This is a genomic window from Scytonema sp. NUACC21 (assembly GCF_054684315.1).
Genome location: NZ_BAAFZH010000101.1, coordinates 61,048 through 74,231 on the forward strand (window position 1 = coordinate 61,048; position 13,184 = coordinate 74,231).

Genomic DNA, 13,184 nt, shown 5'->3' on the forward strand with positions numbered 1-13,184 from the left:
GTGACTCAAAATATGGGGAGCGAAATACCAGATATTCCTTGCTTAACAATTCTTAATTATTTGTAATATCATGTTTTGAGATAAAAGCAGCATCTATTTCAATTTGGAGATATCCTGGTTTAGACTCATTTTGAAAAGTGTGAATGCTTCCCATTCTTCTTGTCGAAGATAGCCAGGTCGATCGCGCTCTCATTATTTATGAATTAAAGCGTGAATTTTCTGATTTACAAATCGAATCAGTTATAGATGCAGAAAGCTTTTACCAAGCTTTAAAAAGAGGTAACTTTAGTTTGCTTATCACCGACTACCGCCTCCGATGGAGTGATGGGCTAACTGTTTTGAGAGAATTTAAGTCTCATTATCCCTATTGCCCGACTATCATGTTTACTGATAGCGGTAGTGAAGAAATAGCAGTAGAAGCGATGAAGGCAGGGCTTGATGATTATATTATCAAGTCTCCCAAACATTATGTGCGGTTGAGCGTTGCTGTTCGTTCGATTTTACAACGGGTGGAATCCGAGCAACGAGCTAATCGGTTAGAAACGCGACTACAAGGTTTATTAAATCAGTTAAATGTAGGCGTTTTTCGTTCAACGTTAAATGGTTATTTTTTAGAAGGAAATAGTGCATTTCTAAATTTGTTGGGTGTTAAATCTTTACAAGAAGCTCAAAATATGGAGCTACCCAAGGAAATACGTTTTCCCAGTCTGCTTGAGATACAAGGTGCAAATAGCAGTCGCGAAGTGGAGTTGCGCCGTGCAGATGGTCTTGTTATTTGGGTTTCTTTATGCCAAATAATTAATGTAACACAACCCGAACCTGTTGTAGAAGGGCTTCTAGAGGATATCAGCGATCGCAAGCAGTTACTTCACAGGGAACAAGTTTGCCGTGCCATTGCTGAAGCCCAAGAGCAGCGTTCTTCCTTTCTGGCTCAGGCAAGTAGTATCTTAGTTTCTTCTCTTGATTACCGCACAACTTTGGCAAGTGTAGCAGATCTGGCTATCCCTACTCTTGCTGATTGGTGCTTCATTGACATTATTGAAGAGAATGTCAAACCTTTCAGTCAACCAGTTGTTGCAGCAGTCGATCCTCAAAAGAAAGCATTGGTTCTGGAACTGAAGCGACGATACCCCACTCCTGTAGATGCTGATTATGGACCCCCGAAAGTGCTAAGAACGGGAAAACCAGAACTAGTCTCACATATCCCAGAATCAATTATCTTTTCTATTGCTCGGGATGAGGAACATCTTAGCCTGCTGCGCCAGTTGCAAGCTAAGTCTTACATGGTCGTACCATTGATAGTCCGCGATCGCAAACTCGGTACCATTGCCTTCAGTTCGGCACAACCGGGACGCCACTATACTCAAGCCGATTTAGAAATGGCGCTAGAGTTAGCTGATTTAGCGGCATTAGCTATTGATAATGCGCGGCTTTACCGCGAGTCTTGTGAAGCCAATCGAATTAAAGACGAGTTTCTTGCCATTGTCTCCCACGAGCTACGAACACCCCTTCACTCTATATTGGGTTGGGCAAATATGCTTCGTCACAAGAAATTAAGCGAAGCTACCACTGCTCAAGCGTTAGAAACTATTGAGCGCAATGCCCAACTTCAAAGAAAACTGATTGATGATATTCTTGATGTTTCAAGAATTGTTCAAGGTAAAATCCGCCTCAATCTGAATCCCGTTCATCTGGTCTCTATTATTAATTCCGCCGTCGCCGATATACGTCCCAGTGCTGAAGTGAAAGCAATTCGAGTTGAGACGATACTGGACTCCTGTGTTAGTAAGGTGATAGGCGATAGCGATCGCTTGCAGCAAATTGTCTGGAATCTACTAGCCAATGCTGTCAAATTTACTCCCCAAGGTGGTCGTGTGGAGGTACGCCTTGAACAAGTTAATTCTTCCGCTCGAATTGTAGTAAGCGATACAGGGCAAGGTATTAGTACTGATTTTCTCCCCTACGTTTTTGAGCGCTTCCGTCAAGGAAATGCCAAAACCACAAGGGCTCAAGGTGGTTTGGGGTTGGGCTTGGCGATCGTGCATCACCTAGTTGAAATGCATGGTGGAACTGTATACGCCGCTAGTGAAGGGGAAGGTCGAGGCGCAACTTTTACAGTTCAACTTCCATTGGAAAAAGAGCAACCAATGCGATCGCTAGAGCAAAAGCCAGTTGGGCTCAATGAGTTTCCATCCCTCAAAGGCTTGCAAATACTGATTGTTGATGATGATGCAGATGCGCTGCAATTAACTGCCTTTATTCTAGAACAGTGTCAGGTAAAGGTAACAAAAACGACATCAGCAAGAGAAGCGCTCGATCGGTTTTCGCAACTCCAACCAGACATTCTAATTAGTGACATTGGTATGCCTTATGAGGATGGTTATTGGTTAATTCGGCAAATAAGAAGTTTAGAAACCCACCACAAGCAGCAAATTCCCGCCATTGCTCTGACAGCTTATGCCAAAGAAGAGGAACAAATTAGGACTTTAGAGGCTGGGTTTCAAATGCATTTGCCAAAGCCAGTTAACCCTGCTGAGTTAGTATCCGTTGTTGCTCGTTTGGCTCAAGGAAATTTTGATTAGGTTCTCTGCGCCTAATGAGGTGACTCAACTTTCCGAATGCGGACAGCCGCATATTTAAGGGTAAAAGTTATCTTGATATGAGTAGCAAAGAAATTTTTTTAGATTGTGGCGATCGCACCCTTTTCACCTGCAGTCCAGTGTTTAAACTTGAGAAAGCGGTTCTAAGTCCGGTGTAAAACTCAAACGCTGACGTTCCTCAAAAAATATTTGCTGCATCCCTTGAATGTAGGGTTTCAACAAACCTTGCTGTTCGGAATCAGCACGGCTCATTATCTCATCTCCCAAGACTTGACACCATTTTTCTGTCAATTCCCACTGAATTCCTACACCTTGGACAACCATGATACATAAAGGAAGTAGTTCCTGTTTTATCGGTGCAGTACTTCTTTCCAATAAACAAAGCCAAAGATAGGCTTGGAACATATTGAGGTCGCGAAGACATGAGTGGGTAATTTCTGGATCGGTTAACTCTCCCCTACGACTGTAATATCCAGGTAATAATTCAATAAGCTGATAGTAAACAGCTCGAGCAATCTCCTCTGCTTTAGGTAACATTTGCTCAACAAGGGTTAACACGGGCGAACCCTGTTCGTACTTACCAGCAGCGTTACACACTCTTTGCCAAGGTACGGCAACTTGCTCTTCAACAAACTTAAGATAAGGAGCAAGCAGCACTTGTTCAGCAGTTGACAGCCTTTTTAAAATCAACTTGTTGCTGAAGTTTATCTGGGAAGTCATAAAACCAATTGCTCGCCAGTCTTTAGATGCTATATGTTGCTCTTGAAATACTATTAAGACTGGTTCCAATTCATATGCTATCTGTTCAATTTCTGCTATTCCCCATATAGGAACAACATTTTTCAGTTCGGCTATATGTAAAGCCTCATTTATAGAATGTTGTTGGTAAATTTTCAAGACTTTTCGGTATACGCGAAAAGCAAATTGAGTTATCCGCCTTGCTTCATTCAGATCTAGAATATTAGGAATGTAAGCGTAAAGATGTTTTGTTTGAAGCCATGCCATTTGGCAGTTAATATCTAATACGTTATCCTTTAACTTAGCAGTTGTTTCGATTCTACCCTGTGTTGAGTTAGCTTTGAGTAAATCGCTATATAAATTTGAATTTTCTCTGAAGGTAGGAAACAAATCAAGTGTAAAACGCTGCAACCACAATTTCAGCAAAGCTTCTACAGAATTAGTTTTTACAGCTTGAAAAGTTTGTAACATGAATTTAGCCTTTGCAATGTTTTTGTGAATCTGACAAATCGAAATATTGCAGTTTTTTATCGATTGTTAAATATATTTTAAAGTAACAAATATAACTATGAACAAAGGGTCTGATTTGTCTTTTATAACTTCTTTTATAAGAAAAGCTGTATACCTACTTTATCTGTACGTACAACGTCCTAGGTGTCTCTTTTATCAGAACAAATGTACTTTATTTTGACAAGGAGCTTGCCAAAGGATGATTGTTACAAACTGATTTGTTATTTTTCGTATTAACCTAAGATTATTTTGACCAACTACTGCTTTTGCGGTCTTAGACTACCTAAAAGCATGGGGTAAACACTGCCTACCGTTGAAAAATTGGTAATTTGAGAGGGAAAGAGATTAGCGGAAGAATAAGGACAAGCTCAAATCAGCTAGGCTTTTTGCATTGTAGATACAAAAATATCGCTACCGTAATTTACAAAAACTTTAACAGGAATCCGGAATAATTTACTGATTTTTACTGAGGTGCTGTGTTAGTCACCAGCTATAATAAAAAGTATAAATCTTACATATATGTTACTTGCAATGCAGTAAAAGTTTAAATAATTTTTTATTTATTGGGATGTAGGAATGGGTGAATTTGATATAAAATCTGTGTATTAAGCTACCATTTTCTGAAATATCATCATAATGGTGAGAACCCAGAGTCCAGGTTGAGGCTATACTGCTTTTACTTGGAAAGTACTTAGGTAGAACAACTAATGATTTAGAAGTCTGCTTCTAAGTCACAATTTGTCTTTAGACGGCGTTATAGAATAAGTTTCCTCTAGAGGAAAACTCTAGAGATACGTTATTCCATTGGAAACAGCAACAACTATCTTTACTAACTGCTAGCAAATTGCTTGAAGGTAGTCTCCGCTATTAAAAAGGGTTGCTCTTGTTAACCCCATCAATCAATTGTTATTAATGTTGCAATTTTGCCTACAGCTAATTGTTGGGGTTTTTACAGTTATAGTGGCAGAAAGCTCGCGAAAAAGCAGTGAGCGGGGGAATTATTTAGATATCCTCGCCTGCTAACCGTTAACTGGCAATCCCAATAAGTCACAAACGAGCAATTAAAACAAATTACAAAGGTTTTTACTGTTTCCAAAGCAACATTATTTTTGTGTTTTTTACTTTTAAGTAGCAGGGAGGAACAAAAGTATCTATGTTAACAAATTTCCAAATCGACCAATCCCTTACTTATCAACGACGGCAAAGGATAAAGGAAGACCAAAATTCGTTAACTTTATGATACAGACCTAGTGATATGTCATAATTTGGGCAAAAACCCTTTATTGCATATTATTAAGGGATGTAATTTGCTATGTTCTCATCCTTCAAATCCCTATTTAAAGATAATTGAGGTAAAATATGTCTTTCCTGTTTGGTAATAATATATAAAGTTTAAAAATGATATTGCATCCTTTGAAAATTCGTTATAGATTCTTATCATGTGGGCATAGACAGATCCTTTCATTTTACTCTCAACAAACTTCATATGTTTAAGTAAAATTACTTAACTAAGCAGTCCACGTCATTCAAGCATTACATAGTATTTGAGATATGTTTTTGTTTGGTAAAAAAGTCTCTTTAACGTTTAAACAAAACAACATATCATTTAAAAATAAATTTTATGTGGCTTTTGATATGAAAAAACAACAGCTTTGACTAACCATAAAGGTTGTTCCTACAAGCAATACTTTCAACTAAGCTGCCACAAAATGAGCAATTTAAGCTGTTGTCTCTGCTATCAAGCTCTAGTGGACTGTATTTGCTATTGAAGAAATCATCATTGTTATGATGAAAATAGCGGCAGTAAAAAGCGCATCTACTACTAAACCACTATTCCATCTACTAAACCAACGGAGTTGTTCTGGCAATGCATTTAGAAGACTTAGTATCAAGTGAAAACATAGAAACTGAAGCTTGGAAAGCATTAGAAAAGTCAATTCTCTACTATCAAGGACGTCCTGTAGGGACGGTAGCTGCCTATGACGCATCGGTTGAAGCACTAAATTACGACCAATGCTTTGTTCGAGATTTCGTATCTTCAGCGCTACTTTTTCTTATCAAAGGAAGAACAGATATTGTTCGGAATTTTTTAGTTGAAACCTTAAAGTTACAGCCAAAAGAACGGCAATTGAATGCTTACAAGCCAGGTCGTGGTTTAATGCCCGCTAGCTTTAAAGTTGTCTCCGAAAATGGAGAAGAATATTTAGAGCCTGACTTTGGTGAGCATGCGATCGCTCGAGTCACACCAGTTGATTCCTGCCTCTGGTGGATAATTCTATTGCGTGCTTATGTAGTTGCTACAAAAGATTTTTCTTTAGCCTATCAACCTGAATTCCAAAACGGTATCAGGATTGCTATGGAACTATGCTTAGCGACTAGGTTTGATATGTACCCAACGCTACTTGTTCCAGACGGTGCTTGTATGATTGACCGTCGTATGGGTATTTACGGTCATCCTTTGGAAATTCAAGCTCTATTTTTTGCTGCACTGCGTGCAGCCAGAGAACTGCTGATTTGTCAGGGTAATGAGGATATTGTGGAAGCGATTGATAACCGCTTACCACTTCTGCGGGTTCATATTCGCCAGCATTATTGGATGGATTTGAACCGCTTGAACAAAATATATCGTTTCAAGAGTGAAGAGTATGGCAAATCAGCTGTGAATCTCTTCAATATATATGCTGATTCTCTGCCCTACTATGAGTTGGACAAGTGGTTGCCAAGAAAAGGAGGTTATCTTGCTGGTAATGTTGGTCCGTCTCAGTTAGATACTCGCTTCTTTTCTCTGGGCAATCTTGTAGCTGTTATCTCGGATTTGGCTAATGAAGAACAGTCACAAGCCATTATGACTCTCATCGACGAACGGTGGGATGATTTAGTTGGGGATATGCCCATGAAAATTTGTTTCCCAGCTTTGAAGGACGAAGAGTATAAAATTGTTACTGGATCTGACCCCAAGAATATACCTTGGTCTTATCATAATGGGGGTAGTTGGCCCGTTTTATTGTGGTTGTTGTCAGCAGCTGCTATGAAGACCAATAGACCGGAACTAGCACTTAGAGCTATTGATATTGCACAAGCACGTTTGCATCATGATGAATGGCCTGAATATTACGACGGTAAGAAGGGTCGATTGATGGGCAAACAAGCGAGAAAATATCAAACTTGGACAATTGCTGGGTTCTTGTTAGCAAAAGAATTGTTGCGGAACCCCTCACTTTTACCACTGGTAACTTTTGCTCCATTCTCTGTAGAACCTGCTTCTAGAGCTTGTGAGTTTGAACTCGTTCAGGTTGATACCATGATGCTTGGATAAAAATTAGACTGTATCAACATAATACGGTTTACACAAGACTACAAACCTATTTATGTAGAGACGCGCCATGGCGCGTCTTTCTTTCGCCATAGCTTGACCCGGATATACCCAGTAGAATAGACAAATATCCGCATTCCTCTGCGTTCATCTGCAGTTACAATCCAATATGGTTTCGTCAACACCCCCCCGTCAATTAGCTTTCATTGCCCTACGAGATATTCACAAGGGGGCCTATGTTGATGTAGCCCTAGACCGTGTTTTGCAAAAAGTTAATTTAACTCATGTCGAATCTCCTGCGGATACGCTACGCGATCGCCGTCTTGTAACAGAATTAGTGTATGGCTGCACTCGCAGACAGCGCACCCTTGATGCTATTATCAACCAACTGGGTAAAAAGCAAGCCTACCAGCAGCCAAAAGACCTCCGTACTATTTTGCATTTAGGTTTGTATCAGTTACGCTATCAAGAACGGATTCCTGTCAGTGCGGCTGTTAACACTACGGTTCAGCTAGCAAAAGAAAATGGGTTCTCCAAGCTCACAGGTGTGGTCAATGGTCTCCTGCGACAGTATGTCAGAATGGGAGGGGAAGAAGCAGACGGCGGAACCGGGGGACACGAGGACTCAGAGAGAAATTCCCAATTCCCTTTGAAATTGCCTGAAAACCCGGTGGAACGCTTGGGTATTTTACACAGTTTTCCTGACTGGATAATTCAAGTGTGGGTAGAACAGTTCGGTTTGGCGGAAACCGAAAAATTGTGTGTGTGGATGAACAAAACTCCAGCAATTGATTTGCGGGTCAACCTACTGCGTACTTCAGTCGCAGAAGTGGAAGCAGCTTTACAATCTGCTGGTATTTCATTTGAACACGTTCCTCACCTACCGCAAGCGATACGATTGCTTGGTAACGCAGGTCCGATTCAAAATTTGCCCGGTTATGACCAAGGTTGGTGGACTGTACAAGATAGTAGCGCCCAACTGGTGAGTCACTTACTCGACCCGCAACCAGGTGAGACTATCGTGGATGCTTGTGCTGCACCTGGTGGGAAAACAACTCATATTGCAGAGTTAATTGGGGATGAAGGGAAAATTTTGGCTTGCGATAAGCTGGGTACAGCTTGCGCTAAGAGCGATCGCACTCCATCTCGTCTCAAAAAACTTCAAGAAAATATTCAACGCCTTTGTTTGCAATCCATTCAAATTCACATTGGGGATAGCCGTAATTTTCCCGAGCTTAAAGACACTGCTCATCGAGTGTTACTAGATGCCCCTTGTTCTGGGTTGGGAACGTTGCACCGTCATGCAGATGCTCGTTGGCGGCAAACACCGCAAACAGTTGCAGAACTTTCTATGTTGCAAAAGCAATTGTTATCACATACATCAACTTTTGTCAAGCTTAATGGTGTACTCGTTTATTCCACCTGTACCTTACATCCGAAAGAAAATGAAGATGCGATCGAGTCATTTCTAGCAGAGCATCCAAATTGGGAAATTGAGCCTCCTGGTGTTGATTCCTTTGCTCGTGCTTACTCGACTCCAGAAGGTTGGATGAAAGTTTTGCCCCATCAACACGATATGGATGGCTTTTTTATGGTGCGCTTAAGAAAAATCAGAAATTAAGTCGGTCGGTACAAATGAAGTTAACAGGTTTTGGTCGTCCTTCGTCATTTGTCATTTGTAATGGTTATGAGGATTTTTACATTCTTTAATATAACTGCTTTTATTTCCGCCAACCTAGTTAAGCGACAATAAGTAGATTAAACTACCGGAGGACTTACCCTATGGTTGGTAATTCTAGGAGCGTGAACCAGTTGGTAAAAATCTTAATTGGGGCAGCTTGGATTGATGGCAGAATTCAGCCAGAAGAGCGGCAATATCTTCGTAAAGTAGCACAAGACAAGGGAGTCGCTCACGATCCAGAAATCCAGCCTTGGTTGTACGAGTTGGTCGCCGTACAACCAGAACAGTTTTACGAGTGGGTGAAAGAGTATCTAGGAGATAATCCCAGTCAGGAACAGTGCCAAAGTTTAATTGAAGCAATTGGTGGCTTAATTTACAGTGACGGTGAAGTGGCAGCAGAAGAAGCAAAACTGTTGACAAAATTACAAGGAATATCGGAAGCAAGCGATTCAACCCAACCCCGATACAATGCCATTCTCAAACAAATTCAAAAGCTTTATCGCCGTTGGGTTGAGGTTCAGAACTAAAAAATATGTCATTTGTCATTTGTCATCCGTCATTTGTGAAATGTGAATGACTCATGACCAATGACTAATGACTGATTATGATTTTGGCTCGCCCAAACCTGGAGTTGGGTCTTTATCCACTTTAGGTACAAAAGTTGGGCGCTCTTTACTTTCCCAACCTACTGGGCGCTTGGAGTTGTACCAAGCAATTGAACCAATTGTCACAGCAGCAATAAAGCCAATGACGTAAACTGCAGTAAAAGCCCAAGGAAATTGATATGGGTCTTTTGCTTCTGCTGCTGCTTGCGCTGCTGTTTCTAGTAAAAAATACATGAGTATACCCTCCTAACCTAAGCAAGACTACTTATTAAGACCCTATAAAAAGAGATTATCATCAACGTATTCTCTATAGAACTTATCCAAGGTAATACATTTGCATTTGGAGAGAGGGGGAGACAACAAAGAATTTACTCCCTTGTCTAAGCTAATATGCATAGAACTTGCACCTTCTTTGTGGGAGGGGGTGTGCGGCATAGCCCTACCTACGATCGCGATAAGATTTTTGGGCTTTGATTTTTGCAATAAGGTGATGGTGCAAGATATGAGTGATGCGATCGTCAAAGCGTCTTTTGTCGATTGTGTTGTCAATAACGAAAGACGCTTTGACAAATGACGAGCCTCAAAAGTTAGTATGCAACGTCAAAGTTTAATCTAAGGGCTGGTTTGAGAACCAGGTGTTGTGGGTCTGAGTCTTTCTCTCCAAGAACGTTTTGGAGAAGAAGATTCTGAAGAATTATCTGTATTGGGAGTGTACTGTCGCCGAAACCTTGTGGAAGAATCAGAATCTCCTCCTCTGTATCGCCGCCGGGAACGAGGCTCATTAGAGTTTGACTGTTCTACACGATAGCGACGGCGATAGCGCCTCCTTGGTGTAGTTGTTTCTTCCTCTTGTTGTTGCTGGTAATAACGGCGGTTGCGTCTTGGGGTGTACTCTTGTGGCTGCTGCTCCTCTTGATAATAACGTCTCCGATATCTACGTCTTCTATATGTACGTTCTCGATCGCTATCATCAGAACTAGCTTCTTGATTGCGCCTGTAAGATCTACGAGAGGTATCCTCATCATAATTGTTATTATATGAGGACGCAGCACGATTAATAATTCGTCTGGCTTTAACAGGTGCTGCTTTGATACTGCTTTTGCGACCTGCTAGCTTGGGTAGTGTCGGAAACTTCTCAACGGGTATTTTATCTACCACCTGTTCCATAAATTCATGCCAGGTGTAAGCAGCGCTTCCACTACTACCCCAAGTGGGTTTGTTATCGTCATTTCCCAACCAAACACCCGTAACCAATTGAGGAATATAGCCAATAAACCATAAATCGCGGGCTTGGTCAGTTGTACCTGTTTTACCTGCTACAGGTCTACCTATTTGAGCAGCACGACCAGTGCCTGATTCTACAACACTACGTAGCATCCATGTCATGATAGCAGCACTTTCAGCATCAAGAGCACGTTGTGGCTTAAAACCTGCAGACCAAATTACCTTTCCCTGACGGTTGAGAATGCGGGTAATGCCATGAGGTTCTGCGTGCAACCCTTGAGTGGCAAAGGTACCATAAGCACTGGTTAATTCGGATAGCATCCGTTTATGTACAAACTTCTGTACATATATTCTAAATTGTCAATCATCCTAGTGACAACTTTCCAAAAAAGAATCTGTCATTGACCGAAGATTTAAAATTGGAGATGTAGCAAAATCTGCTCTGTAACAAGACACAATTTTTGAGACCAACACTTCCTCTTACCTCTGTGTTCTCTGCGCCTCTATAGTTAAAGAGTAATTTATGTAACCATACAGACGTAGAAAGCACAGAGAGAAGAATAGAGGTGCGATAAGCGAAGCATTAAACGAAGCCGTATTGCAGGACTGAGGATGATATGAGCGAGCTAACCACAAGATTGTGGTTTACCAAGACTTTACAAGTTAAACAATTGTGAGCGTTATCTTAAAAAACCAAACTAGAAGCTAGGTAAAAAATCAGACTGGCGTAGTATATTATTATCTAATCCTCCGCCTTCTACCCAGCAATGTGAAAAAAATCCTGATTTTGTCAGCTAATCCAACAGACACAACCAAGTTGCGCTTAGATGAGGAAGTGCGGGAAATTCAAGCAGGGTTGGAACGAGCCAAAAAACGCGAGCAATTTGAAATTATTTGTAAATGGGCAGTACGTCCTGACGATTTGCGTCGTGCATTACTAGACCACGAACCACATATAGTACACTTTTCCTGTCACGGTACGGGAACTGACGGCATAGCCATTGAGGATAACTCAGGAGAAACGCAGCTGGTGAGTACTGATGCACTGGCACGGTTATTTAAGTTGTTTAAAGGAAAAATTGAGTGCGTGTTGCTCAACGCTTGCTATTCAGAAGTACAAGCCAAGGCGATTTATCAGCACGTGGACTATGTGGTAGGCATGAGTCTAGCACTGGGGGATAGGGCAGCGATTGAGTTTGTCATTGGGTTCTATGATGCCCTAGGTGCAGGCAGAACCATAGAAGATGCTTACGAATTTGGTTGTACCTCCATCGATTTGGAAGGAATTTCAGAATCTTCAACCCCTGTTTTAAAAACTCGGAGGAAAACCAGGGCTGTATCCGTTAGTAACAAGAAAGTTCCTCAAGATAATTTATCAGGACAAGAAACAGACACCCGTGGATATCAGAAGTCATCTACAAAAGTGACGCCCGGTGTATCTTTAGAAGAACCACAAGGTGGTCAAGTCCCCCTAGAATCTGCCTTTTACGTTGAACGTCCACCCATTGAAGCTGACTGTTACGAAACTATTCTCAGACCTGGTGCATTGATTCGCATTAAAGCACCAAGGCAAATGGGTAAATCTTCCTTAATGACACGAATTTTACACTATGCAACAGAGCAAGGCTACCGAGCACTATCTTTAAACTTTCAAGAAGCAGATACAGAGTTTTTCAGTGATACAGACCAATTCTTACAATGGTTTTGTGCCAGTATCACCGACCGCTTAAATTTACCAGACAAACTTGAGGACTATTGGAAGGGTATTTTAGGTAGCAAGAATAAATGTACTAAATATTTCCAAGGATATTTGTTATCTGCATTCAATAGCCCCATTGTCTTGGGATTAGATGAAGTCGATGAAGTGTTTAAACATCCACAAATTGCAGCAGATTTCTTTGGGTTACTGCGTTCTTGGCACGAGCGATCGAAAAACGAGCCTACTTGGAAACAACTGCGGTTAATCATCGTACACTCAAAGGAAGTTTACATCCCACTCAATATCAATCAATCACCTTTCAATGTAGGATTGCCCATAGAACTAGCAGCTTTAACACAGACACAAGTGCAAGATTTAATGAATCGTCACGGGCTGAATTGGACTGCACAAGAAATCGCTCAACTGATGCAACTTGTAGGAGGTCATCCTTATTTGGTACGTATAGGTTTGTATCAAATTGCTCGGAACAGAATGGCTTTAGAAAAGCTCCAGCAAGTTGCGCCTACTGAAGAAGGTCCATACAGCGACCACCTACGCCGCCATCTGCTCAACTTGCAAGAAGATGAACAATTACTCCAAGCAGCTAAACAAGTATTTGCCGCTAATGATTCTGTCAATATTGGCACAACAGAGGCATTTAAACTCCGCAGCATGGGGGTAGTCAAATTTCACGGGAACGAGGTGATACCATTATGTGACTTATATCAAAAGTATTTTTGCGATCGCTTAAGACTCAAAACTTAATACCTTGTTGCACTTTAGCGCAAAAGGTTCGTAGTTGCGCTGTCTTCGC

At 41.1% G+C, this 13,184-nt stretch carries 8 protein-coding genes and 1 pseudogene; 6 read left to right on the top strand and 3 right to left on the bottom strand.

Going from position 1 to position 13,184, the window contains the following annotated elements; all coding sequences use genetic code 11:
* Positions 1-143 precede the first annotated feature (143 nt).
* A complete protein-coding gene (locus ACYRY3_RS32785) occupies positions 144-2,582 on the top strand; it encodes a PAS domain-containing hybrid sensor histidine kinase/response regulator (RefSeq protein WP_460205846.1) in 2,439 nt (812 codons plus the stop codon).
* A gap of 141 nt (positions 2,583-2,723) precedes the next feature.
* Here the strand turns inward: ACYRY3_RS32785 and ACYRY3_RS32790 are convergent, their stop codons facing one another.
* Positions 2,724-3,809 (bottom strand): hypothetical protein, encoded by a 1,086-nt coding sequence (locus ACYRY3_RS32790; protein WP_460205847.1) that lies wholly within the window; start codon positions 3,807-3,809, stop codon positions 2,724-2,726.
* A gap of 1,906 nt (positions 3,810-5,715) precedes the next feature.
* Between ACYRY3_RS32790 and ACYRY3_RS32795 the strand changes: the two genes are divergently transcribed.
* The 3 genes from ACYRY3_RS32795 (at position 5,716) to ACYRY3_RS32805 (ending at position 9,369) form a co-directional block, all read left to right on the top strand.
* The gene (locus ACYRY3_RS32795) at positions 5,716-7,164 is read left to right on the top strand and encodes a glycoside hydrolase 100 family protein (RefSeq protein ID WP_460205848.1); all 1,449 of its coding nucleotides are present in this window, start codon (positions 5,716-5,718) and stop codon (positions 7,162-7,164) included.
* 166 nt (positions 7,165-7,330) lie between these two features.
* Positions 7,331-8,782 carry a 16S rRNA (cytosine(967)-C(5))-methyltransferase gene (locus ACYRY3_RS32800; RefSeq protein WP_460205849.1) on the top strand — a complete coding sequence of 484 codons (1,452 nt, stop codon included), beginning with the start codon at positions 7,331-7,333 and terminating at the stop codon, positions 8,780-8,782.
* Between the two features lie 161 nt (positions 8,783-8,943).
* Positions 8,944-9,369, top strand: a complete 426-nt coding sequence (locus tag ACYRY3_RS32805; protein WP_460205850.1) for a tellurite resistance TerB family protein — start codon at positions 8,944-8,946, stop codon at positions 9,367-9,369.
* Between the two features lie 75 nt (positions 9,370-9,444).
* On the opposite strand, the gene psb35 is transcribed toward ACYRY3_RS32805, so the two are convergent.
* The gene (gene psb35 / locus ACYRY3_RS32810) at positions 9,445-9,681 is read right to left on the bottom strand and encodes a photosystem II assembly protein Psb35 (protein ID WP_460205851.1); all 237 of its coding nucleotides are present in this window, start codon (positions 9,679-9,681) and stop codon (positions 9,445-9,447) included.
* Positions 9,682-9,823: 142 nt separating this feature from the next.
* Here psb35 and ACYRY3_RS32815 point away from each other — a divergent pair, with 142 nt between their 5' ends.
* Positions 9,824-10,021, top strand: coding sequence for a hypothetical protein (locus ACYRY3_RS32815; RefSeq protein WP_460205852.1), 198 nt, complete (start codon positions 9,824-9,826; stop codon positions 10,019-10,021).
* Between the two features lie 38 nt (positions 10,022-10,059).
* On the opposite strand, the pseudogene ACYRY3_RS32820 reads toward ACYRY3_RS32815, so the two are convergent.
* Positions 10,060-10,989 (bottom strand): annotated as a pseudogene (locus ACYRY3_RS32820) (penicillin-binding transpeptidase domain-containing protein); the annotation flags it as partial.
* Between the two features lie 451 nt (positions 10,990-11,440).
* Between ACYRY3_RS32820 and ACYRY3_RS32825 the strand changes: the two are divergent.
* Entirely contained in the window at positions 11,441-13,135 is a 1,695-nt protein-coding gene (locus ACYRY3_RS32825; RefSeq protein ID WP_460205853.1) for an AAA-like domain-containing protein, read from the top strand.
* Positions 13,136-13,184: the final 49 nt, after the last annotated feature.

Bases quoted from the DNA above. Each gene is read 5' to 3' on its own strand.
- psb35 (WP_460205851.1), bottom strand. From the start codon at position 9,681: ATGTATTTTTTACTAGAAACAGCAGCGCAAGCAGCAGCAGAAGCAAAA.
- ACYRY3_RS32805 (WP_460205850.1), top strand. From the start codon at position 8,944: ATGGTTGGTAATTCTAGGAGCGTGAACCAGTTGGTAAAAATCTTAATT.
- ACYRY3_RS32785 (WP_460205846.1), top strand. From the start codon at position 144: ATGCTTCCCATTCTTCTTGTCGAAGATAGCCAGGTCGATCGCGCTCTC.
- ACYRY3_RS32795 (WP_460205848.1), top strand. From the start codon at position 5,716: ATGCATTTAGAAGACTTAGTATCAAGTGAAAACATAGAAACTGAAGCT.
- ACYRY3_RS32800 (WP_460205849.1), top strand. From the start codon at position 7,331: ATGGTTTCGTCAACACCCCCCCGTCAATTAGCTTTCATTGCCCTACGA.
- ACYRY3_RS32790 (WP_460205847.1), bottom strand. From the start codon at position 3,809: ATGTTACAAACTTTTCAAGCTGTAAAAACTAATTCTGTAGAAGCTTTG.